Annotated in this window: 20 protein-coding genes; 11 read left to right on the top strand and 9 right to left on the bottom strand. The window is 71.2% G+C overall.

The window, feature by feature from the left end:
- The first annotated feature begins 64 nt into the window (after positions 1-64).
- The 3 genes from BN1197_RS08175 (at position 65) to BN1197_RS08165 (ending at position 4,349) form a co-directional block, all read left to right on the top strand.
- Positions 65-2,368 (top strand): YcaO-like family protein, encoded by a 2,304-nt coding sequence (locus BN1197_RS08175; RefSeq protein ID WP_052466250.1) that lies wholly within the window; start codon positions 65-67, stop codon positions 2,366-2,368.
- Positions 2,361-3,764: a YcaO-like family protein gene (locus BN1197_RS08170; RefSeq protein ID WP_141397246.1), complete on the top strand. Its 1,404-nt coding sequence runs from the start codon at positions 2,361-2,363 to the stop codon at positions 3,762-3,764. Before BN1197_RS08175 ends, BN1197_RS08170 begins: the two co-directional genes overlap by 8 nt.
- 252 nt (positions 3,765-4,016) lie before the next feature.
- Positions 4,017-4,349 carry an SH3 domain-containing protein gene (locus BN1197_RS08165; protein ID WP_040158220.1) on the top strand — a complete coding sequence of 111 codons (333 nt, stop codon included), beginning with the start codon at positions 4,017-4,019 and terminating at the stop codon, positions 4,347-4,349.
- A gap of 273 nt (positions 4,350-4,622) precedes the next feature.
- Here BN1197_RS08165 and BN1197_RS08160 read toward each other — a convergent pair whose 3' ends face one another.
- Together BN1197_RS08160 and BN1197_RS08155 are read right to left on the bottom strand one after the other, a co-directional pair.
- The gene (locus tag BN1197_RS08160) at positions 4,623-5,990 is read right to left on the bottom strand and encodes a D-arabinono-1,4-lactone oxidase (protein ID WP_040158224.1); all 1,368 of its coding nucleotides are present in this window, start codon (positions 5,988-5,990) and stop codon (positions 4,623-4,625) included.
- On the bottom strand, positions 5,978-7,204 hold the full coding sequence (locus BN1197_RS08155) for an alanine racemase (RefSeq protein ID WP_176489728.1): 1,227 nt from the start codon (positions 7,202-7,204) through the stop codon (positions 5,978-5,980). The genes BN1197_RS08160 and BN1197_RS08155 overlap by 13 nt, the downstream gene beginning before the upstream one ends.
- A 230-nt stretch (positions 7,205-7,434) precedes the next feature.
- Between BN1197_RS08155 and BN1197_RS08150 the strand changes: the two genes are divergently transcribed.
- The 3 genes from BN1197_RS08150 (at position 7,435) to BN1197_RS08140 (ending at position 9,976) form a co-directional block, all read left to right on the top strand.
- Positions 7,435-8,463, top strand: coding sequence for a cation diffusion facilitator family transporter (locus tag BN1197_RS08150; protein WP_082043767.1), 1,029 nt, complete (start codon positions 7,435-7,437; stop codon positions 8,461-8,463).
- Positions 8,464-8,538: 75 nt separating this feature from the next.
- On the top strand, positions 8,539-9,063 hold the full coding sequence (locus tag BN1197_RS08145) for a hypothetical protein (RefSeq protein ID WP_217991171.1): 525 nt from the start codon (positions 8,539-8,541) through the stop codon (positions 9,061-9,063).
- 79 nt (positions 9,064-9,142) lie between these two features.
- The gene (locus tag BN1197_RS08140; protein WP_052466240.1) at positions 9,143-9,976 is read left to right on the top strand and encodes a maleylpyruvate isomerase family mycothiol-dependent enzyme; all 834 of its coding nucleotides are present in this window, start codon (positions 9,143-9,145) and stop codon (positions 9,974-9,976) included.
- A 41-nt stretch (positions 9,977-10,017) separates the two neighbouring features.
- On the opposite strand, the gene BN1197_RS08135 is transcribed toward BN1197_RS08140, so the two are convergent.
- Positions 10,018-11,082 (bottom strand): YeiH family protein, encoded by a 1,065-nt coding sequence (locus BN1197_RS08135; RefSeq protein ID WP_052466241.1) that lies wholly within the window; start codon positions 11,080-11,082, stop codon positions 10,018-10,020.
- A gap of 62 nt (positions 11,083-11,144) precedes the next feature.
- On the opposite strand from BN1197_RS08135, the gene BN1197_RS08130 reads away from it, so the two are divergent.
- Positions 11,145-12,035, top strand: a complete 891-nt coding sequence (locus tag BN1197_RS08130; RefSeq protein WP_040158229.1) for a LysR family transcriptional regulator — start codon at positions 11,145-11,147, stop codon at positions 12,033-12,035.
- A gap of 193 nt (positions 12,036-12,228) precedes the next feature.
- On the opposite strand, the gene BN1197_RS08125 is transcribed toward BN1197_RS08130, so the two are convergent.
- The 3 genes from BN1197_RS08125 to icmA form a co-directional block, all read right to left on the bottom strand.
- Positions 12,229-13,146, bottom strand: coding sequence for a co-chaperone YbbN (locus tag BN1197_RS08125; RefSeq protein WP_040158233.1), 918 nt, complete (start codon positions 13,144-13,146; stop codon positions 12,229-12,231).
- Between the two features lie 80 nt (positions 13,147-13,226).
- Positions 13,227-14,123, bottom strand: a complete 897-nt coding sequence (locus BN1197_RS08120) for a M15 family metallopeptidase (protein ID WP_141397247.1) — start codon at positions 14,121-14,123, stop codon at positions 13,227-13,229.
- 113 nt (positions 14,124-14,236) lie between these two features.
- Positions 14,237-15,976 carry a coenzyme B12-dependent isobutyryl-CoA mutase large subunit gene (gene icmA, locus BN1197_RS08115; protein WP_040158235.1) on the bottom strand — a complete coding sequence of 580 codons (1,740 nt, stop codon included), beginning with the start codon at positions 15,974-15,976 and terminating at the stop codon, positions 14,237-14,239.
- 231 nt (positions 15,977-16,207) lie between these two features.
- On the opposite strand from icmA, the gene BN1197_RS08110 reads away from it, so the two are divergent.
- Together BN1197_RS08110 and BN1197_RS08105 are read left to right on the top strand one after the other, a co-directional pair.
- Positions 16,208-16,537 (top strand): ArsR/SmtB family transcription factor, encoded by a 330-nt coding sequence (locus BN1197_RS08110; RefSeq protein ID WP_315969806.1) that lies wholly within the window; start codon positions 16,208-16,210, stop codon positions 16,535-16,537.
- Between the two features lie 50 nt (positions 16,538-16,587).
- The gene (locus tag BN1197_RS08105; RefSeq protein WP_040158242.1) at positions 16,588-17,529 is read left to right on the top strand and encodes a cation diffusion facilitator family transporter; all 942 of its coding nucleotides are present in this window, start codon (positions 16,588-16,590) and stop codon (positions 17,527-17,529) included.
- Positions 17,530-17,597: 68 nt separating this feature from the next.
- On the opposite strand, the gene BN1197_RS08100 is transcribed toward BN1197_RS08105, so the two are convergent.
- From BN1197_RS08100 to BN1197_RS08090, 3 genes are all read right to left on the bottom strand, one after another.
- On the bottom strand, positions 17,598-18,125 hold the full coding sequence (locus BN1197_RS08100; RefSeq protein ID WP_040158245.1) for a MarR family winged helix-turn-helix transcriptional regulator: 528 nt from the start codon (positions 18,123-18,125) through the stop codon (positions 17,598-17,600).
- Between the two features lie 93 nt (positions 18,126-18,218).
- A complete protein-coding gene (gene meaB / locus BN1197_RS08095; RefSeq protein ID WP_040158247.1) occupies positions 18,219-19,178 on the bottom strand; it encodes a methylmalonyl Co-A mutase-associated GTPase MeaB in 960 nt (319 codons plus the stop codon).
- A 138-nt stretch (positions 19,179-19,316) separates the two neighbouring features.
- On the bottom strand, positions 19,317-20,525 hold the full coding sequence (locus BN1197_RS08090) for an acetyl-CoA C-acetyltransferase (RefSeq protein WP_040158249.1): 1,209 nt from the start codon (positions 20,523-20,525) through the stop codon (positions 19,317-19,319).
- A 236-nt stretch (positions 20,526-20,761) separates the two neighbouring features.
- Here BN1197_RS08090 and mce point away from each other — a divergent pair, with 236 nt between their 5' ends.
- On the top strand, positions 20,762-21,199 hold the full coding sequence (gene mce, locus BN1197_RS08085) for a methylmalonyl-CoA epimerase (RefSeq protein ID WP_040158252.1): 438 nt from the start codon (positions 20,762-20,764) through the stop codon (positions 21,197-21,199).
- Positions 21,200-21,421: 222 nt separating this feature from the next.
- Positions 21,422-22,759 (top strand): crotonyl-CoA carboxylase/reductase, encoded by a 1,338-nt coding sequence (gene ccrA / locus BN1197_RS08080; RefSeq protein WP_040158254.1) that lies wholly within the window; start codon positions 21,422-21,424, stop codon positions 22,757-22,759.
- The last annotated feature ends 70 nt before the right edge of the window (positions 22,760-22,829 follow it).

Raw genomic sequence — 22,829 nt, 5'->3', positions numbered from 1 at the left:
TCCCGGCCGGCGCAATCGGCCGGGAGCCCACCGCCCATTCTCCCGCTCGTGGAAGGCCCCACCGATGACCACGTCCGCCGCCCCCACCGGCGTCCCTGCCCCCGCCGTCGCGCCGCCGCGCGCCCGCGTCGACGTCCGCGCCCTCGACGCGCACGCGAGCGTCCTGTCCACCCCCGACGGGCGCCACCATGTCCTGCCGTTGCGGGCCGACGACGTGCTGCGCCTCCTCGACCTATGGACGAGCGGGACGACCGAGGCACCGCCGGCGGGCGCGCTCGATCCCGACCTCGCGCGGGCCGCCGCCGGAGGGCGCGAGACCGAGGCACCGCCGGCGGGCGCGCTCGATCCCGACCTCGCGCGGGCCGCTGCCGGAGTGCGCGAGAAGCTCGTCGGCTGCGGGGCGTTCGAACCGGGCACGCTCGCCGTCGGAGTGCAGGACGTGGCCGCGCGCCTGGCGCCGCCCGCGACGCCGCTGCTCGTCGCCGGAGACACGGCCGTGGCCGAGGCGATCCGGCCGGAGGTCGAGGCGCTCGGATGGGACGTGCGCTTCTCCGCGGCGACCGGCCGCGCGGCGGTCAACGAGGCGTTCGGCACGAGGCGGCTGCTCGTCGTCCTCACCCACGGACCGAGCGACCCCGACCTCGTCGACGTCGACCGCTGGTGCCACGACATGCGGGTGGACTGGCTGCCGGTCGAGCTCGGGCGAGGTGTCGTCCTCGCCGGACCGCGGGTCACCCCGGGCGAGGGTGCCTCCTACGAGGACCTCGTCGGCCGTCGCTGCGCCGCCGCCTACGATCGGCGCGTCCACCGCGCGCTGCGCACCCCTTCCCTGACCGGCGACTGCGGCCCGGCGCCCGCCGACGTCCCGGGTCTGCTCCTGCTCGCTCTCATGCTCGGCGCGAGGAGTGCCGGCGACGTCCTCCTCCGCGTCCGCTGGGAGTCCGGGGATCCGGTCGTCACCGAGCACCCGGTGCTGCCGATGCCCGGATCCGTGACCCGCCACCGCGTGCACCGGCCGGAGGATCTCGTCGACGAGCTCACGGGCCTCGTCGTGCGGACCCGCACGATCACCCACGATGCGTCGGTGCCCGCGTCACTCGTCACGCGGCAGTGCGACGTCGCCGACATCCGGGCCGTGAGCAGGTGGGCCAACAACACGCTGTGCCAGGGGTCCGTCTTCGGCGACGCCGACCTCGCGGGCCGTTCTCCGCTCGGGGAGTCGATCGAGCGCTACTGCGCGAACATCCTCGACACCCTGCCCGTCCGCCACGCCTCGTGGGACGAGCTGCGACGACGCGGCATCCCCGCGCTCGATCCGGACACGCTCGTGCTGTACTCGGACCGTCAGTACGCGGCACGCGGTTTTCCCTTCGTCCCCCTGACCCGGCAGACCCGGGTGCACTGGGTTCCGGGGCGCTCGCTGAGCCGTGACACCGAGGTGCTCGTGCCGGCCTCGCTCGTCTACGTCAACTGGTACGCGGCGGGCTACGCCGGCTCGCCGTTGACGAACTTCTGCGCGTTCGCCGGCATCGCCGCAGGACCGGACCTCGACTTCGCCGTGATGAGCGGGCTCGAGGAGGTCGTCGAGCGCCACGCGACGATGCTCTGGTGGCTGAGCGGTCACGTGCTGCCGGGTCTCGTGGCGACCGACGAGTTGGAGCAGCTCTGGGACGGAACCGATCCGCGTCGGCAGCGGCACGGACTGATCCACATCGACTGCGACATCCCCGTACCGGTCGTCGGGGCCACGGTGCACGACGACGTCGACCGGCTCGTCAACATCGGGTTCTCCGCGCGGCACGACGCGCAGGTCGCGGCGGCGAAGGCGTGGACCGAGGCGCTCACCCTGCAGGAGGGGTCGCGTGACCTGCTTCGCATGGACGGCCTGCACTGGGGCGTCATGGCGAGCGGAGAGCTCAACGGCCGGGCGTTCAAGCCGTGGCGCGCCGACCGCGCGTACCTCGACGACTTCCGCGCCGACATGCACGACTGCGACGACCTCATGGTCCAGCAGCAGGTGTACCTCGACCCGCGGGCCGCGGAGCGGATGCGGCATCTGCTGGAGCCGCCCGCGAGTCGGCCGATGTCGGCGACGTCGGCCCTGTCGGAGCGCTCGCTGGGCGCCTACCGGGCCGCCGTCGAATCGGCCGGCTACGAGGTCGTTGTGGTCGATCTCACGACCCCCGACGTGGCGAGTACGGGGATGGCCGTCGTGCGCGTGCTCGTGCCCGGCACGATCGGCAACGCGCCCGCGGCCTTCCCGTTCCTCGGTCGCGGCCGGGTCCCCGAGCTGGCCCACCGGCTCGGATGGACCGACCGGCTTCTCGACGAGGACGAGCTCAATCACTTTCCGATGCCCCATGCCTGAGGTGTCGTTGTTCGCGACCCCGCTCGAGGTGCACCGCGTCCCGGGCCGTTTCGGGCTGCCCGAGGCGTTCGTGCACGACCAGGTGCGGATGCCGCCCCGGGAAGGCGTCGACGCGTGGGCGCCGGCGCCGCAGCTCGTCGGCGGCGGCGGGCCGGATCCGGCGGTGCGCGTGGCAGCGGCCGTGCGCACGTGGTGCGGTGAGGACGGCGGTCAGCTCGAGGTCCGCTCCGCCTCGTGGGACGCGTTGCGGGCAGAGGGTGCGCCGGTGTTGCGGGTCGAGGAGCTCGACGGGCCCGCCGCGGAGGTCGTCGACGATCCGGCGTCACCGTTCGTGCGGGCCGGGCCCGCCGACGTGATGCGGTGGTGCCGCGGGTGGCGGCACGGCGACAGCGGCGGGCCGGTGGCGGGGTGGGTTCCGTACGCACAGGTGCCGGTGCGCTTTCTCGACGCCCACCCCGACGAGCCGCCCATCGGTCCGATGAACATGAGCGGCCTCGGTGCGGGAATCGGCCTCGACGCCGCGATCGACGCGGCGTGGGCCGCACTGATCTGCGAGGACGCGCTCGTGACCTGGTGGGAGGGCCGGGTGCCGGCGGCCATCGAGACGGCCCCTGTCCCGGAGGGTCCCGGCGTCACGGTCGATGTCCGCTCGCTGCCCGCCTCCGGAGGCCGCCGGGTCGCCCTCGCGGTGGCCTGTTCGTTGCCTGGGTCCTCGGTGCGGGAGGCTTCGGTGCCGGAGTCGTCGGTGCGGGAGGCCTCGGTGGCAGGGTCTTCGATGGAGAGGTCTTCGATGCCGAAGTTCTCGACGCGGGAGTCGCCGGTCGTCACACTCGGGGCCGCACCGACGCCGGCGGAGGCCTCGGTGGCAGGGTCTTCGATGGAGGGGTCTTCGATGCCGAAGTTCTCGACGCGGGAGTCGCCGGTCGTCACCCTCGGGGCCGCACCGACGCCGGCGGAGGCCTCGGCCCGTGCGCTCTGGCAGCACTCGCTCGCTCGCACCCTCCTCGACGATCCGGGGCGCTTCTCGGGTGGGCCACCGCCCGGCGTCCTGCCCCATCGCGCCGATCGGGCCTACCTCGGTGACGCCCCGACCCCCGATTCCGCGGCGCTGCGTGCCGGCACCGATCCGCTGGCCTCGCTCCAGGTCGGTCTCGACCCCCGTAGCGTCGCAAGGACTCTCGAGTTCGTCTCCGGGCTGCGGCGGTGGGAGGAACCGCTCCCCGACTCGGCCCCGGCCCGGGGAGACCGCCCCTGGTGGGTCGTCGACCTGACGACGCCCGATGTCGCCCCGACCGGGTGGCGCTGCGTCCGAGTTCTCGCGCCCGGGCTGAGTCGGGTGGCCGCGCCGGCCTTCCCGCGACGCACCGATGGCGTCCCACCGTTTCCCGGCTGGTAAGCGGGCCACCAGGACCGCTCGACCCCTCCGACGGCGTCTCCGCTGCCAGGATGTGGCCATGACGGGATCCCGCGCCCGGCATGCTCGGAGCTTCGTGAAGCGCGCACCAGGCGCCGGTGCCGAACGAGCGCCGGGAAGGTCGTCTCCGCGACTGGGATCTCGGGTCAGCGCACGTCTCCGACCCCGAGCCGTCACCGGCCTCGTCGAACGGATGGACGTGATCGCAGTGTTGCCCACCCGAGAGGCACGATCGTGAGTATCCGCGTGCTGCACGACCACGACATCCCGAGTCGTCGGGCGATCCGCGTTCGGCCGGGCGAATGCGTGCGTGTCGGTGAGCGCTCGCCCGAGTGGCCGGCGTTCGTCTTCGTCGTCACCACGAACGGTGAGGGTTGGGTGCCGGAGCGACACCTCGACGCGTCGCGGCCCGAGGCGATCGTCTGCGACGACTACGACACACAGGAGCTTCCCGTAGGGACCGGCGATCTCGTCGAGGTCCTGCGCTCCGACGATCCGAGTGCCTGGTCGTGGTGTCGCGACCGCGACGGCCGGGAGGGCTGGGTGCCGCATTCGGCGCTGACGTGAGTCCCGCCCTGACGGGACAGCCGCCGCCCCAGACCGCCCTGTCGGCGTGAATCCACAAGGTGGCAGATGGGATGGAATCAGATCTGGGGTGTTCACCCCACTTTCGCTGCCATCCCATCTTCCATGTCGGGCTCTGCGCGCGTGCGCCGGCGCTCGGGGCCCCACCGGCCCACACCACCGCCGAGACAGCCGTCGTTTCCGGAATCGACGAGACTCGTGACCGAATCCCGAGACGTGAGGCGGAAACGACGGCTGTCTCGGCGCGTTGGGTGCTCAGGCGTCGATGGGGCCCAGGACGCGGTCGAGGTAGGGGTTGCGTAGGAGTCCGTCGGGGTCGACCTGGGCCCGGACGCGGCAGGCGTCGGCGAATCGTGGGTAGAGCTCACCGAGTCGAGCGGCGTCGAGGCGGTGCATCTTGCCCCAGTGCGGCCGTCCCTCGTACGCGGCGAAGACGTCCTCGACGACCTCGAAGTACGCCCGGTGGTCGGCACGCACGTACTGGTGGGCGGCGACGTAGACGTTGCGACGTTCGAAGCCGGTCGACAGCCATGCGTCGTCGGCGCCGGCGAAGCGCACCTCGAGCGGGAACGTCACCGGCATCCGACGACGATCGAGCTCACGGCGGAGCTCGCGAACGACCTCGCCGGCGGCCTCGATGGGCAGGGCGTATTCGGTCTCCCGGAACCGCACGCGTCGCGGCGAGACGAAGACGTCGGCCGAAGCGGCCGTGTACGTGCGGGCCGAGAGCGACCTCGCGCTGATCGCGTTGAGGGCCGGGACGAGCCGCGGCATCGTGGCTCCGAGCCGGTTGACGCCCTCGTACAGGTCGTTCGACAACAGCTCGTCCTCGAGGCGACGCCGCCACGCCGGCAGCGGTCGGCCGCTGTCGTCGTCGGCGGCCAGACGGGTGTTGAACTTGGCCGCGACGCGATCGGTGCCGGGGAACCAGAAGAACTCGACGTGGTCGGCCTCCGTGGGGAACGTCTCGATGCGATCGAGCACGGCGTCGAGGCTCTCCGGCCGCTCCTCGGCTCGCATGCGAAACGCGGGCACGCAGTCGACCCGCAACGCGACGACGACGCCGAACGCACCCAGCCCCACGAGCGCGGCGTGGAACAGGTCGGACTGCTCCTCCCGGGAGCACTCGACCAGCGAACCGTCCGCAAGAACGAGGCGCAGCGCCGAGACGAAGCCGGCCAGCCCGGTGAAGTGCAGACCGGTGCCGTGCGTGCCGGTGGAGACCGCCCCGGCGAGCGTCTGCCCGTCGACGTCGCCGAGGTTGGGCATCGCCAGCCCGAGACTGGCGAGCACGCTGTTGAGCGCGCCCAGCGTCGTGCCGGCCCGCACCCATACGCGGGCGCACGTCTCGGGTCGGGCTCCGGGCGGGGCCGCCTCCAGGTGCTCGACCCCGTCGAGGCCGGTCATGGCGGCGACGTCGAGCATGACGTCGTCCGTCTCGGCGCAGGGGGTGAACGAGTGCCCCGATCCGACCGGACGCACCCGCCGCCCTGCATCACGTGCGCGCCGCAGCACGTCGGCCACCTCGATCGCCGTCGTCGCGTACTCGACGCGGCCAGGGCGGCACGTGACGTTGCCGGCCCAGTTGGACCACGAACCGGGTGCGTCGTTCATCCGAAGCATCGTCCTTCTCCTCGGTAGGTGGGGGTGGTGCCTGCCAGGTCTCCGGCGGCGACGAGGTGCAGATGATCGAAGCGTTCGCAGAGTTCGCCCGCCTTGGCGTGGCGGAACCACACGCGATCACCGACGTCGAGACCCGTCTCATGTGGCGTGACGAGCGGGGTCTGCACCTCGCCCGCACCCTCGGCGCCGATGAGGCGCAGCCCCTCGGGCCACCACGGCTTGGGCAACCGCGACCTGCCGGCCGCACCGGAGGCGACCAACCCACCACCGAGCACGGTGACGATGCGCGGTGCGGGCCGCCGAACCACGGGAGCGACGAAGAACGCGGCGGGCTCGGGGGCGAAGGAGCTGTAGCCGTCGAAGAGGTGCGGTGCGAACAGCCCTGATCCGGCGGCGAGTTCGGTGACCACGGTGTCGATGCCCATGACGTGCAGGCTGCCGGTGCCGCCGGCGTTGACGAGGAGAGCGGAGCCGGCGACAGCCCTGGCGGCGTCGACGATGCGCCTGCGCCGCCCGGCCAACTCGGCCGCCGAGCGTCGTTGGACCTCGCGGATGAGGCGATTCGAATCCGCGATCCCCGCGATCTGCGCGTCGTAGAACATCAGCCCCGCCGGGGCGAGGACGTCGGAGTCCACCAGGCGTCGCAGCAGCGGCACGACGTCGCTCTCGGTGCGCAGCGGAGAACGCCGGGCGCCGACGTGGACGCGACCGATGCGGTAGGAGGCGTCGACGTCGAGACACACCCGCAGCGGCGCGTCACCGCGGCCGTGCTCGCGCATCGCGGCGCTCGCCAGATCGAGGTGGGTGTGACAGTCGGCCATGACGGTGACCCGGCGGCGCGCTTCCTCGTCCGCGGCGAGGCGGGCGAGCGCCGAGCGGTCGACGCTCGGGTAGGCGACGAGGACGTCGTGGCCGGCGGCAAGAGTCTCCCCCTCGCCAGCCACGAGCCACAGCGCCTCGGGCAGGGAGAACGCGAGGACTCCGCGGAACCCCTCGTGCCGCAACGCGCGAATCATCAGAGAACGGCACCGCACCGACTTGCTCGCCACCCGGATCGGCGTGCCGGCCGCGCGTTCGACCAGTCGGGCGGCGTTGCGGTCGAACGCGTCGAGATCGACGACGGCGAACGGCGGCTCGAGCGCCGAGGTCAGCGCGTCGAGGGCGGCCATGGCATGCCCGACCCGACCCGACGCGGCGATGCGCCTGCCGACCATACGGACCTCCCCGGTGCGAACTCACCGCGCGGTGACGTGCCGGTAACAACGACCAGTGGACCACGCCGTGTCAAGCCCCGCACGGACTTCGCACGAACGCGGCCGAGCCGCCCCCGCGGTGCGCCTGGATGCGCCTCACGCCCCAGCCCGAACGAACCGAGAGCCCCCGGCCGGTCCGCGCCCACGCCGCGAAGCGCCGGTCACGCGGAGTCGCGGTAGCGTCGTCGTCCGTGACGAACTCGAAGGAACGAGGCGGGCACGCGGCGGCCTCCGACACGGCTTCCACGACGACCGGCGGGAGCGGGGGCAAGGGCGAGTCCTCCGGCAGCCTGCTCACCGTCCTCATCGCGCTGGGGGCGAACGCGCTCATCGCGATCGCGAAGACGGTGGCGGCCGTGGTGTCGGGCTCGGCGTCCATGGTGGCGGAGGCCTCGCACAGTTGGGCCGACACCGGCAACGAGATCTTCCTCTTCATCGCCGAACGCCGCGCGACCAAGCCGGCCGACGAGTCCCACCCCTTCGGCTACGGACGCGCCGCGTACGTGTGGTCGATGATCGCGGCGTTCGGCCTCTTCGTCGCGGGTTCGATCCTGTCGATCACGCACGGCATCTCGGAGCTGCACGCCGAGGGCGAGGGTGCGGACTACCTGCTGAGCTACATCGTGCTCGCCATCTCGTTCGTTCTCGAGGGGGTCTCGTTCTCGCAGGCGCTGAGGCAGACGCGGTCTTCGGCTCATAAGGCGGGGCTGCACCCGATGCGGTACATCCTCGACACGTCGCAGACGACGCTGCGGGCCGTGTTCTTCGAGGACGCGGCCGCGTTGATCGGCATCCTGCTCGCCGCGGGCGGACTCGCTCTCCACGAGATCACCGGCGACGCGATCTACGACGCGATCGGGTCGATCCTCGTCGGCGTCCTGCTCGGTGTCGTCGCCTTCGTTCTCATCCAGCGCAACGTCGCGTTCCTCGTCGGCCAACAGGTCAGCGCGGCCACGCGAGAGAAGGTCCTCGCGGCCCTCTACGACAACCCCGAGATCGACGTGGTGACGTTCCTCCACATGGAGTACGTCGGACCGTCGAAGGTGCTGATCATCGCGGCGGTCGACCTCTCCCTCGACGACACCGAATCCGTGCTGCAGACCCGCATCCAGGCCATCGAGGACCGCCTGGAAGCGACTCCGCTTGTCGCCCGCGCCTTCCTCACCCTCTCGGCTCCCGGCTGGAAGCCGCTGGCCGACCCCGATCCGCAGGCCGGCTGACGGCGGCTTGTCGGTGGCTCGTGGCAGGGTGAAGTCCCCGACGAAAGGCGCGTTGTGAGCAGCGATCCCGACTCCGTGAACCCCTCCGATGACAACACAGCCAACACCGACAGCACCGACAGCACCGAGGGCCGGTTCTTCCTCATCACCGGCCCCGGCGCCGACGACGTGGCCCGCGCGCTGTCGGCGGCGCTTCCTCGCGCCGCCTCCGTCGACGGTGCCGTGGTCGCGGCGATGTTCTCGAGCTCCGACGCCGGGGCGAGCGGTCGTGACGAGATGGAACGGCGCTTCCTGCGCTACACCGCGGGCATCGCGCTCGCCGACAGTTTTCGCCTGGCCGGGTACGACGCGGTCGTCGCCGAGGACGTGCCGCTGGAGCATCTCGAGGCGTATCTCGACTTCGCCTCCCCCACGCCCGTACACCTCGTCCGACTCGGCGACGAGTTCGACACCGACGCCGTCGGTCTGGGCGTCTCCGACGACGACGCCGAGGCCATCGCGGCGCAGATCGTGCGTCGTGCCGACGAGGCGGTGGTCGAGGCGCCCGACGAGCGATCCGGCGATGCCGACGGCACGGTGACGCGACCCGACGCACCGTGAGGCGGCGGCGAGCCCGACGTCGAGCACCGAGCGCGCGAAGAGGGTGCACGACGACACCGCGGGTGGAAGGGTGGTCCACATGAGCGAGCACACCTCGACGGGACTGACCCCGGACCGGTATCTCGAGGCGATCGAGTCGAACTCTGCCCGATTCGCCGAGGCGCTCACCGACATCCCCGGCGATGCCCGCGTGCCGACCTGCCCCGCCTGGAACACCGACGAGCTCATCCATCACCTTGCGGTCGTCCAGCACTTCTGGGGAGGGGTCGTGCGGGAGGGCCTGACCGAGAAGGCCCAGGTCGACGCGCTGCGAGAGCATGATCCGCTGCCGGGTGCCGAGAGCCACGAAGCCCTGCTCGAGCTGCTGCGTGACGCCACGGCCCGGCTCGTCGACGCGCTGCGGGACCGCTCGCCGGACGAACCGGCGTGGTCATGGTCTCCGGAGCAGACGGTGGGCTTCGTCCTCCGCCGTCAGGCGCACGAGGCCTGTATCCATCGCATGGACGCCGAACTCACCGCGGCGCCCGACGGCAGCGCCCGCACCCTCGTCGATCCGATGCTCGCAGCAGATGGTGTCGACGAGGTGCTGCGTCTGATCGCGACGTTCTGCCCGGCCGCGTCGGGTACGCGCGACAACGGTCGGGATGAGGACACCCGCCGCCTGCGGGTCGTCGCCTCCGACACCGGAACGACGTGGCTCGTCACGGTCGGTCCCAACGCCTCGGGCATCGACGTCGCCGACCATGACCCGGCCGACGGCACCGTGCGTCCCTCGGCGATCGTCACGGGCACGGCCGAGGATCTCGTGTGCACCTTCTGGGGACGCCCCCCGATCGGGGCGATCCACCGCACCGGCGACCTCGTGCTGGTCGCCGAACTCGAGCGCGTTCTGGCCTCCCGGCCGGGTGGCTGAGCGGGCGGGCGCGACCGGCACCGTGCCGCGACCGGTGCGCCTCACGAGACGAGGAGCACCCCGCCGAGCGCGATGAGGGCGACGGCGACGGTGGTCGCGGTCGCGAGCACGAACGGCCGCCCGCCCACGGTCTTGAGCGTCGCGAAGCGCACACCGCAGCCGAGCGCGAACATCGCCGCGGCGAGCAGAAGGGTCTGCGCGACCTTGAGCACGTCGAGCACTTCGGCCGGCACGACCCCCGTCGTGCGCACGACGACGGCGACGAGGAACCCCACGACGAACAGTGGCACGAGCGGGGGCAGGTGGCGCTCGCCGTCCGCGTCGGCGGTGACCGCGCCGGCACGCCGCCGCGTCTGCCACCCGAACCACACGGCGACCGGCGCGAGCATGAGCACTCGTGCGAGCTTGACGACGACGGCCGTCTTGAGCGCCGGGCCACCGATGATCCCGGCGGCGGCGACGACCTGGGCCACCTCGTGGATCGATCCGCCGGCCCACAGCCCGGCGGTCTGCTGGTCGAGGCCGAGGAGCGTCACCAGCAGCGGCACGAGCGGGATCATCAGGGTGCCGAAGAGGACGACGAGGGCGAGCGCGGTGACGACGTCCTCCTCACGCTTGTCGTCGATGACGCCCTCGACGCCCGCGACGGCCGCGGCGCCGCAGATGGAGAACCCGGCCCCGATGAGGCTGCGCTGCGCGGGGACGATCCCGAGCCGGCGCCCGACCACCTCGGCGACGACGAGACCGCCCACGACGACCGCGAGGACGACACCGACGATCCCGGCCCCGAGCCCCGCGATGTCGAGCAACGAGACCTGAAGGCCGAGCAGGACGATGCCGACGCGCAGCACTCGCTTCGAGGCGATCGCGAGGCCCGGCGCGGTGGCCTCGGGTAGACGCACGAGGTTGGTGAGCGCGACGCCGATGAGGATCGCGACGAGCAGCGCGCTGACCGTCGGCAGCAGGAGGTTCACCCCATACGCGACGAGCGCCGCTGCGGTGGCGAGCGCGAGCCCCGGGGCGAGACGGCGCGTCGGCGTCGTCGCGCGTGGTGTCGGACCCGACGTGGCGGGGCGGTCTCTGCGTACGGATGTCACCCCGTCCACGCTGCTCCTGCGCCTCCGGCGGCGCTAGCACCCTCTTTCGAATGAGCCCATATCATTCGTGCATGACCTCGCGCCGCCCGGACATCGCCGGTCTCGCCCTGCTCGCCGCGGTGGCCGAGACCGGCAGCGTCGGGGCGGGCGCACGATCGCTCGGTCTCGCCCAGCCCAACGCCAGCCGCCTTCTCGCGCGGCTCGAACGCGATCTCGGGCTGTCTCTCATCGACCGCAGTCCCACCGGATCGCGGTTGACGGCACACGGCCGGCTCGTCGTCGACTGGGCCGAGCCGGTGCTCGCGGCCCTCGACCTTCTCGCCGCGGGCGCCGACTCCCTGCGCGAGGATCTCGACTCACACCTGCTCGTCGGCGCGAGCCTGACGATCGGCGAACACCTGGTCCCCCGCTGGCTGACCTCGTTTCGCGAGGTCCATCCGCACGTGCAGGTACGTGTTCGGGTGATGAACTCGACCGACGTCGTCGCCGCGGTGGAATCCGGCGAGCTCGACGTCGGCTTCATCGAGTCGCCGGGCCGCCCGCCGACGCTGCACGGAACGGTGGTGGACCGCGACGAGCTCGTCGTCATCGTCGCCCCGGGACATTCGTGGACGCACCGGGCGCAGGTGACACTCGACGAACTCGCCGTCACACCGCTGGTGGTCCGTGAGCCCGGCTCCGGCACCCGGCAGACCATCGACGACCTTCTCGCCGGTCGCGAGGTCGCGGCGCCGGTCATGGAGTTGTCGAGTACGGCGGCGATCGTGCAGAGCGTCGCCGCCGGCATCGGCCCGGCCGTCGTGTCGACGCACGCGATCGAGGCGGCCCGGCGCGAGGGCCTCGTGCGAGTCGTGCCCCTGGCCGGGGCGTCACTGCGGCGCGAGCTGCGCGCGATCTGGCGCCCGACCCGCCGATTCACCGGAGTGGCGTGGGACTTCGTACTCCACGCCCGCGGCGTCTGACGAGCGAGCCGGTCTACGCGCCTCGCCCGTCCCACCCGGTGGTGTCTCCTACCGTGACGGCAGATGGGATGGAAGACGTGATGGCAGCCGGATGGGGGTGATCACCCCGTTCCCGCTGCCATCCCATCTTCCACGTCCTCCGCGCTCCACTCGGCCCGAGTGGACCCGGGTGGCCGGCGGAACGTCCGGAGGCTCAGAACAGTGCGCTCATGAGCGCGCGACGAGCCTTGACGACCCGCTCGTCCTGCGCACCGACGACCTCGAAGAGCTCGACCAGACGGGTGCGGACCTTCTCGCGGTCCTCGTCGGCGGTACGGCGCACGAGGTCGACGAGCCGCGAGAACGCGTCCTCGACATGCCCGCCGAGCACGTCGAGGTCGGCGACGAGGAGTTGGGCGTCGATGTCGTCGGGCCGAGACGCCGCGTCATCGCGCGCGGAGGCGAGATCGGCGCCCTCGGTGCGCTGCATGAGCGAGACCTGAGCGAGACCGGCCGCCGCGTCGGCGTCCTTGGGGTTCTTCTTGAGCGCGGCCTCGTAAGCCGCCGCCGCAGCGCCGTAGTCACCGGCCTCGATCGCGTCGTACGCGGCCTGGTGCTCGGGTGAGAGCGGCTCGGGCTCGGGCTCCTGCTCCCCCTCGCCGGCGACGACGCGACCGGTCACACCGTTCTGGGCCGCGACCTCGAGAAGCTGCTCGAGCGCCGGGAGGAGCTGGTCGACGGGGATGACGCCCGGCGACAGCGGCACCGGCTGGGCGGCGATGACACCCAGGGTGAACGGCAACTGCTGCACCTGGAACGCCTGCGCGAGCCGGGGCTGCGCGTCGGCGTCGACCGCGACGACGCGCAGGCGCCCCTGCAGCCGCTCCGCCGCCGTGACCGCGTTGCGCACGGCGGCCTCGGTCTCCGGGTGCGACGCCGACCAGACGACGACGAGCGCGGGAACCTCGCGGGTGCCGAGCATGAGCTCCTCGAACGACGCCTCGTCGGCGTCCACCCGGATCGAGCCGGGCTGCGACGACCCGGGCGCGTCGTTCTTCGGACCCTTACCCAGTGAGGAGAGGTCGACGGCACCACGAAGAGCGGAGGAACGGATCGGAGGCTGTTCGGTCATGTCTGCATTCTTGCCGAACCACCGTCGCCGGGCACAGTCGGGCAGCGCTCCGACCGAGCGATCACGAGCGAGAACGCGCCCTACTTCTCCACGTGCTGGTAGTCGTAGCTCGACAGCCACGTCCAGCCACGACTCGTGAAGGCCCTCGTCAACGGGTTGGACGCGACCATCATCCCGGGCCGCACGTCGGCCCGGTTCCGGTAGGCCCGACCCGCGGCGGGCGAGACGGTGCCCTTGTAGATGTACGGGTTCTGCACGGGGTTGACGTCGATCGCGCGGCCGAAGGAGTGCTTCGACCACCCCTTGCCGTTCGTGATGGCCCGGCAGTTGAACGCAGAGGTGTTGTTCGCGGCCATGGACCGCTCGTCGCTGCCGCCGTACGCCGACACCTCGCGCATCGCGGCGATGGGGAACTTCGAGGAGATGCCGACCTGGAACGCCTGCAGCGCACTCGTCGTCGCCGTCGAGGCGAGGACGATGCGGCCACGATGCATGCGGCCGTCGAAGCCCCAGTGGTTCATCTCGACGGTGGAGAGCCTGGAGTAGTGCACGGGGCATCCCGGACGCCACGTCTTCGCCACGTCCGCGCGGGTGGTCCGGCGCACCGCAGGCGCGAGCACCGCGGTGCGCCTCAGCGTGACCAGCGGGCTCACCGCCCCCTGGGCGGAGACGACGCGGTGCGAGAAGGTCGCGACTGCTCCCCGGCCGTACGACAGGGGCACCGAGTACCTCCCGTCCCGTCCGGCGGTGAGGTGGCGGTTGGCGCGCCAACGACCACCGAGTCGGACCTGCACCGTGAGGCGGCTGCCGGCGGGGGCGGTGCCGCGCAACACCGGATCGCGCAGGGTGTCCTGGGAGACACGGGTGGTCGAGACCGTGACCCGGCCCGCGCCGGAGGCGGCGGCCGGCGTCGGGGCCGTCGCGACCACGGGGGCGGGAATCAGCACGAGGCCGAGGACGAGGGGAAGGCGTCGCATGTCGTTCCCTTCGGCGACGGGCCGGCCCACATGAAGCCGACACACTTGAACAACGTGGCCCGGATCGACGACATCTCCTCGATCCGGGCCACGATCCGTGTGCGCGACCTCGCTCAGAAGCGGGCCGGCTCGCGGTAGATGCCCCACTCGTCGCGCAGGGCGTTGCAGATCTCACCCAGGGTGCACTCGGCACGCACGGCGTCGAGCATGGCCGGGATCATGTTCTCCTTGGTGCGGGAGACCTCGACCATCCGGGCCAGGGCGTCGGCCGCGATGTCCTCGTTGCGGGCGGCGCGCCGCGTGTCGAGCTCACGCACCTGCTCCTTCTCGACCTCGTGGCTGACGCGCAGGATCTCGAGCTCGTTCGCGACGGAGTCGGTGTGGCAGTTGACGCCGACGACCTTCTTGTCGCCCTTCTCCAGCGCGATCTGGTGCTGGAAGGCCGCGTCGGCGATCTCGGAGGAGAACCAGCCCTCCTCGATGCCGCGCAGGATGCCCGAGGTCATCGGCCACACCGCGTCGTCGCCCTTGTTGCCGGCGTTGGCGCGCACGACCTCGGCGAGCGCCTCCTTGTCGGCCGAGCCCAGACCGCTGGTGCCCATGCGCAGGATCGAGTCGAAGATGCGCTCGGCCTCGGCCTCGATCTTGTCGGTGAGCGCCTCGACGTACCACGAGCCGCCGAGCGGGTCGGCGACGTTGACGACGCCGGTCTCCTCCATGATGACCTGCTGGGTGCGCAGCGCGACCTCGGCGGACTGCTCGGTGGGCAGCGCGAGGGTCTCGTCGAGCGCGTTGGTGTGCAGGGAGTTCGTGCCGCCGAGCACTGCGGCGAGCGCCTCGGTGGCGGTACGCACGACGTTGTTGAGCGGCTGCTGCGCGGTGAGCGAGACGCCCGCGGTCTGGGTGTGGAAGCGCAGCCACTGCGCCTTCTCGCTGGTCGCGCCGTAGACGTCGCGCAGCCACTTCGCCCAGATGCGACGCGCCGCGCGGAACTTGGCGATCTCCTCGAAGAAGTCGACGTGGGAGTCGAAGAAGAAGCTCAGGCCGGGCGCGAACGAGTTGACGTCGAGACCGCGGGAGAGGCCGAGCTCGACGTAGCCGAAGCCGTCGGCGAGCGTGAACGCGAGCTCCTGCGCGGCCGTCGCGCCCGCCTCACGGATGTGGTAGCCGGAGACCGACAGCGGCTTGTACGCGGGGATCTCGGCGTTGCAGTACTCCATGAGGTCGCCGATGAGGCGCAGGTGGGGCTCCGGAGAGAACAGCCACTCCTTCTGCGCGATGTACTCCTTGAAGATGTCGGTCTGCAGCGTGCCGTTGAGCACGCCGGGGTCGACGCCCTGACGCTCGGCGGCGACGAGGTACATGCAGAACACCGGCACGGCCGGGCCCGAGATCGTCATCGAGGTGGTGACGTCGCCGAGCGGGATGTCGGAGAACAGGATGTCCATGTCGTTGGCCGAGTCGATGGCCACGCCGCAGTGACCAACCTCGCCGAGGCTCATCGCGTCGTCGGAGTCACGTCCCATGAGGGTGGGCATGTCGAACGCCACCGAGAGACCGCCGCCGCCGCGGCCGAGGATCATCTTGTAGCGCTCGTTGGTCTGCTTGGCGTTGCCGAAGCCCGCGAACTGGCGGATGGTCCACGTGCGTCCGCGGTAGCCGGTGGGGTACAGGCCTCGGGTGAACGGGAACTCGCCCGGCCAGCCGATGCGCTCGAAGTCGGGGTCGGCGGCCTCCTGCTCGGGGGTCGGGCCGTAGACCGGGTCGACCTCCATACCCGAGAGCGTCGTGAAGTCCGCCTGACGGACCCGGGAGTTGTCGAAACGCTGCTGCCAGCGCTCGCGACCGGACATGGCTTGCTGCTGCGTCTGCTGTGGCTCCGTCATCGTCATGCCCCCAAAGTACTAGGAAGTCCTAGTACTTATCCAGACCCGATCTCCGATTTCTCGAATCGATCCACGCGATCGGAGGGGCGCGGAGCGTCGTGGGACGCGAGAATCACGGCCACGACAGCTCGGGTGGGCCTCGCTTTCATCGCCACACAGCGATATGATCGTCTAATGGCGATACGAGAAGAGCCCCCCGTGCTCGACGACACGGCGACCGCCGCCTACGCGCACCTGTTCGACACCCTCGGCGAGCCCACGCGGCTGGCCATCCTGCAGCACCTCGCCTCCGGCGAGCACCGGGTGCGCGATCTCGTCGAGCATCTCGGACTCGCGCAGTCGACCGTGAGCAAGCACATCGCGTTCCTGCACGAGTGCGGCCTGGTGACGCAGCGACCCGAGGGCCGAGCGACCTGGTACGCGCTCGAGAACCCGGCGCGGCTGCGCACGCTCATCGCCGCGGCCCGGGACATCCTGCGCGCCACCGGCTCCGAGGCGGTGCTGTGCCCGCACCTGCACACCCCCTGACCGACGACACCCACCCGCACATCGCTCACGACACCCGGAGGAGGATCCACATGGGCGCAGGACACGACCACCGGCCCACTGTCCCCGAGGCCGGCCGCCCCGGGGATCACCGCCGCAGGCTCTGGATCGCCTTCGGCCTCACGGCGACGATCGTCGTCGCTCAGGGGATCGGAGCGGTGGTCACGGGCAGCCTCGCCCTGCTCACCGACACGGTCCACGCGCTGACCGACGCCTCGGGCCTGCTCGTGGCGCTCGTCGCCGCCACGCTCATGCTTCGGCCGGCCGATGCCAGGCGCACCTGGGGCTTTCGTCGTATCGAGGTCATCGCGGCGCTCGGTCAGGCGGCTCTGCTCACCGCCGTGGGCGTCTACGCCGCGGTCGAGGGGGTCCGGCGCCTCCTCGAGCCACCCGAGATCCCCGCCGGCGAACTGCTGTTCTTCGGTGCCGTGGGGCTCGCGGCCAACGTCGTCGCGATCACGGTCCTCGCCTCGAGTCGCGGCGCGAACTTCAACATGCGCGCGGCGTTCCTCGAGGTGCTCAACGACGCGCTCGGTTCGCTCGGCGTCATCGTCGCGGCCATCGTCATCTCGACGACCGGCTTCCAGCAGGCCGACGCCGTCGCGGGCCTCTTCATCGCCGCCCTCATCCTCCCTCGCGCGTTCGTCCTCCTGCGCGAGACGACGAGCGTGCTCATGGAGTTCGCGCCCGCAGGGCTCGACCTCGAGGAGGTCCGCCGCCACATCCTCGCCCTCGATCACGTGAAGGACGTCCACGACCTGCACGCCTCGACCGTGGCCACCGGTCTGCCGACACTCACCGCCCACGTCGTCGTCGACGACACCTGCTTCACCGACGGCCACGCCGCGGAGATGCTGGAGGACATCAGGGCGTGTGTCGCGGAGCACTTCGAGGTGTCGATCCACCACTCGACGTTCCAGATGGAGACCGAGCGCATCGCCGCGCACGAACCCGAGGCGTGCCGGTACCCGTGACCCGCGAGCATGACCCGTGAGCTCTGATCCACCGGCGCGCGTGGCCGGTCAGGGCCGCAGGCCGCGACCTACGCACCTTCCAGCGCGTCGAAGTCGCCGTGGTGGCGGCGGATCTTCTCGAGCAGCCGGAACAACTCGACCCGTTCGGGGCCCGTGAGCGCGGCGACCCCGAACCCGGAGTCGACGAGCTTGGCCATACCCCGCTCGGCGACGGCGCGGCCCGCCGGGGTGATGACCGCGAGCGTGCCGCGCCCGTCCAGCGGGTTGGGCACGCGCTCGACGAAGCCCTGCGACGCGAGTCGCTGGATCACGCTCGTCGCCGAGGTCGGATGCACCATGAGCCGCTCCCCCACCTTGCTCATGGGCAGCCGCCCCTCCCGGCTGAAGGTCAACAGCACCAGCGCCTCGAACCGAGGGAAGGTGAGGTCGAACTCGGCCAGTTCGGCGTCGAAGTCGGCGAGCAGCAACTGCTGCACCCGCATGACCGAGGTGGCCGTCGCCATCGACTGCGGCGCCGAGGCTCGCCCCCACGTGCGCTCCCACAGCACGGCCGCCCGGCGGATCGGGTCGAACGCGAGCGTGCGAGATGACTTCATGCAGGTCAGCCTACTGTTCACCGGACCCACGACGATCCCGGGCCCGGCGTCGTCGCCGTGCGCGACGCCCCGCGAGCCAGGCCCGGCCGACGATCAGGTGAGGGCGGCGAGCACCTCGTCGGCGGCCCGATAGGTGTCGGTGCGGCCGGCGACGACATCGCCCGCCAGGTCGTCGATGCCGTGGCCGTCGCGCAGGTCGCCCATACGCGCCCGCAGCTGGGCGAGGACGATCGACTCGATCTCCTCGGTGGCGCGGGCGCGACGGCGACGGTCGAGTTCGCCGTGTTCGGCCATCCACGCCTGGTGCTTCTCGATGCCCTCGATGACCTCCTCGACCCCCTGCATGCGGTCGGCGATGGTCTTGAGGACCGGCGGGCGCCACAGGTTGGGCTCGGTGCGATCGCCGAGGCTGATCATGTGGCGGATGTCGCGCACCGTCGCGTCGGCTCCGTCGCGGTCGGCCTTGTTGACGACGAACACGTCACCGATCTCGAGGATGCCCGCCTTGGCGGCCTGGATGCCGTCGCCCATGCCCGGGGCGAGCAGGACGAGGGTGGTGTCGGCCATGCCGACGATCTCGACCTCGCTCTGACCGACACCGACGGTCTCGACGAGGATGACGTCGCAGCCCGCGGCGTCGAGCACGCGCATCGCCTGGGGGGTCGCGGCCGAGAGGCCACCGAGGTGGCCGCGGCTCGCGAGCGAGCGGATGTAGACCTCGGGGTCGAGGGCGTGATCCTGCATGCGGACCCGGTCACCGAGCAGGGCTCCCCCGGAGAACGGCGAGCTCGGGTCGACCGCGAGCACGCCGACCCGCTTACCCTGCTTGCGCAGCGCGGTGACCAGCGCGTTCGTCGACGTCGACTTGCCGACGCCCGGGCTGCCGGTGATGCCGATGATGTGCGCGTGCCCCGTGTGCGGCGCGAGCGCGGCCATGATGTCGCGCAACGCCGGGTGCCCGTCCTCGACGAGCGAGATGAGCCTCGCCACGGCACGCGGCGAACCCTTTCGCGCGTTCTCCACGAGTGCGGGGACGTCGACCTGACGGGCCATCGGTGAACTACCTCATTCGGGGTCTCGAGTGCGGACTACAGCGACCGGCGTCGGCAGTGGATGTGCGGAAGGTACGGAAGATGCGGAGGCCGGACCGGTGAGCAGGAACCTGCCCACCGGTCCAGCATGCCCCAGCGATCAGTTCTTCGGGACCCGGACGATCAACGCGTCGCCCTGACCGCCGCCACCACACAGCGAGGCGGCACCCACGCCGCCGCCGCGGCGCGCGAGCTCCTTGGCGACGTGCAGCGTGATGCGCGCACCCGACATGCCGATCGGGTGGCCCACCGCGATGGCCCCGCCGTTGACGTTGACCTTGTCGTCCGACAGCCCGAGCGCACGCGCCGAGGCGACGCCGACGGCGGCGAACGCCTCGTTGATCTCGACGAGATCGAGGTCGCCGGGCTCGATGCCCTCCTTGCGGCAGGCCTCGACGATCGCGTTCGACGGCTGCAGCTGCAGCGTGGAGTCGGGCCCGGCGACGACGCCGTGCGCACCGATCTCGGCGAGCCACTGCAGGCCGAGCTCCTCGGCCTTGGCCTTGCTCATGACGACGACCGCGCACGCGCCGTCGCTGATCTGCGAGGCCGAGCCGGCCGTGATCGTGCCGTCCTTGCCGAAGGCCGGACGCAGCTTGCCCAGGCTCTCGGCCGTGGTGTCGGGGCGGATGCCCTCGTCCTTGGTGAACTGCACCGGGTCGCCCTTGCGCTGCGGGATGGAGACCGGCACGACCTCGTCGTCGAAGACCCCGTCCTCCCAGCCCTTCGCGGCGCGCTGGTGACTCCGCGCCGAGTAGGCGTCCTGCTCTTCGCGGCTGACCTCGGCGTCACCGCTGTTGCCGCTCTCGGTGAGGTTGCCCATGCCCTGGTCGGTGAAGGCGTCCCACAGACCGTCGTAGTCCATGTGGTCCTTCATCGTGACGTCGCCGTACTTGAAGCCCGAACGGCTCTTGGCGAGCAGGTGCGGGGCCTGGGTCATCGACTCCTGGCCGCCGGCGACGACGATGTCGAACTCACCCGCACGGATGAGCTGGTCGGCGAGCGCGATCGCGTCGAGCCCGGAGAGGCACACCTTGTTGATCGTGAGCGCGGGAACGTTCATCGGGATGCCCGCCTTGGTGGCGGCCTGGCGGGCGGGGATCTGACCCGCGCCTGCGGTCAACACCTGGCCCATGATGACGTAGTCGACCTGCTCGGGCTTCACCCCGGACTTCTCGAGTGCGGCCCGAATGGCGACGCCGCCGAGATCGGCACCGGTGAATCCCGCGAGCGAGCCGAGGAGCCGACCGATCGGGGTGCGCGCCCCATCGACGATGACGGTGGTCGGACGGTTGGATGAATCGGTCATGTGCGATGGCCTCCGTGTCGTGCCTGACTGGGTCGTCTTTGACTGGGTCGTCGGTGACAGCGCCCCCACTGTAGGGGTGTGCTCCGACAGCCTCGACGCACTGCCCGGCCCACCGGCCGGCTGTCTCGCGGTTCGGGCGGGCACGGGCGGGCACGGGCGACGTGCGGGGCGGGCCGTTCGTCCCCGATCCGCCCGCGATCGCCCTGCGCGGACGCCGGCGCTCCTACCCTGGAGACATGAGCGCACAGGGACTGTTCACGCACATCGACCATGTCGGCATCGCCGTCCGCGACCTCGACGAGGCCATCGCCTTCTACGAGGAGAAGTACGGCATGAAGATGGCCCACCGCGAGATCAACGAGGAGCAGGGCGTCGCCGAGGCGATGATGGAGGTCGGCGACTCGACCTCGTGCATCCAGCTCCTCGCCCCGCTGAACGAGAACTCCACGATCGCCAAGTTCATCGACAAGAGCGGCGTCGGCATCCAGCAGATGGCCTACCGCGTCGAGAACATCGACGAGGTCTGCGAGACGCTCAAGGAGCGCGGTCTGCGTCTGCTCTACCCCGAGCCCAAGCGCGGCACCGCGGGCAGCCGCATCAACTTCATCCACCCCAAGGACGCGGGCGGTGTGCTCGTCGAGCTCGTCGAGCCCAACCCCGAGGGCATGCACTGACCCCACCCGATCGACGCGCCGAGCAGGCGGCTCGTCCCGGCCGAGGAGGCGGGGGACGGGCCGCCTGTTCGCACCCCGGGGCGGGGCGTCGGCAGTGCTGGTGATGAAGCTCACCCGCTCCCCTACTCCCGCCTCGGCCCCCGTGCCGGGAAGGTGAACCTGAGGATCCGGCCCACGTGCCGGTCCACGTCGTTGACTCGAGGACGAGCCGAAGGAGAGGCCATGCAGGAGATTCTCGACGCCATCATGTCCGGCGACCGGAGCGAGGAGACCTACGCGGGCCTCTCGGTACCGGAGTCGTTCAAGGCCGTGGTCGTCCGCAAGGACGAGGTCGACATGTTCGAGGGGGTGCCCAGCAAGGAGAAGGACCCCCGCAAGAGCCTCCACGTCGACGAGGTTCCGCTGCCCGAGCTCGCGCCCGGTGAGGCGCTCGTCGCGGTCATGGCGAGCTCGGTCAACTACAACACCGTGTGGACCTCGATCTTCGAGCCCGTACCCACGTTCGGGTTCCTCGAGCGGTACGGCCGGTTGTCGGACGTCGCCAAGCGGCACGACCTGCCCTACCACATCGTCGGTTCCGACCTCTCGGGCGTCGTGCTGCGCACGGGCCCCGGCGTGCACCTGTGGAAGCCCGGCCAGGAGTGCGTCGCGCACTGCCTCAGCGTCGAGCTCGAGCACCACGACGGCCACAACGACACGATGCTCGACCCCGAGCAGCGCATCTGGGGCTTCGAGACGAACTTCGGCGGGCTCGCCCAGCTCGCGATCGTCAAGGCCAACCAGCTCATGCCCAAGCCCGAGCACCTCACGTGGGAGGAGGCGGCGAGCCCCGGCCTCGTCAACTCCACTGCCTACCGTCAGCTCATCAGCAAGAACGGCGCCGGCATGAAGCTCGGCGACCGCGTCCTCATCTGGGGCGCCAGCGGCGGCCTCGGCTCCTACGCCACCCAGATGGCCCTCGCCGGCGGCGCCACCCCGGTGTGCGTCGTCTCCTCGCCCGAGAAGGCCGAGATCTGCCGCCGCATGGGCGCCGAGCACGTCATCGACCGCAACGAGATGGGCTACCGGTTCTGGAAGGACGAGAAGACCCAGGACCCCAAGGAGTGGCGCCGGTTCGGCAAGGACATCCGTGAACTCACCCGCGGGCACGACGTCGACATCGTCTTCGAACACCCGGGGCGCGAGACGTTCGGTGCGTCGGTCTACGTCGCTCGCAAGGGCGGCACGATCGTCACGTGCGCGTCCACCTCGGGGTACATGCACGAGTACGACAACCGGTTCCTGTGGATGAACCTCAAGCGCATCATCTCCAGCCACTTCGCCAACTACCGCGAGGCCTGGGAGGCCAACAGCCTCATCCGCCGCCGGCTCATCCACCCGACCCTCTCCAAGACCTACCCGATGAACGAGGTCGGTCAGGCCGCGCAGGACGTGCACCGCAACGCCCACCAGGGCAAGGTCGGTGTGCTGTGCCTGGCCCCCAAGGAGGGCCTCGGCGTGACGATGCCCGAGCGCCGCGAGCCGCACCTCGACGCGATCAACCGCTTCCGCAACATCTGACGGATCGGCGATCGCCCCGACCGCCACGACCGGCCCGCCTCCCGCACTCGCGGGCGGCGGGCCGTCGTCG

Source organism: Mobilicoccus massiliensis (assembly GCF_000826525.2).
In the GTDB taxonomy this organism is placed as follows: Bacteria; Actinomycetota; Actinomycetes; order Actinomycetales; family Dermatophilaceae; genus Mobilicoccus; species Mobilicoccus massiliensis.
Note: the sequence above shows the minus strand (reverse complement) of the source record. Positions and strands in the feature narration are given on the sequence as shown.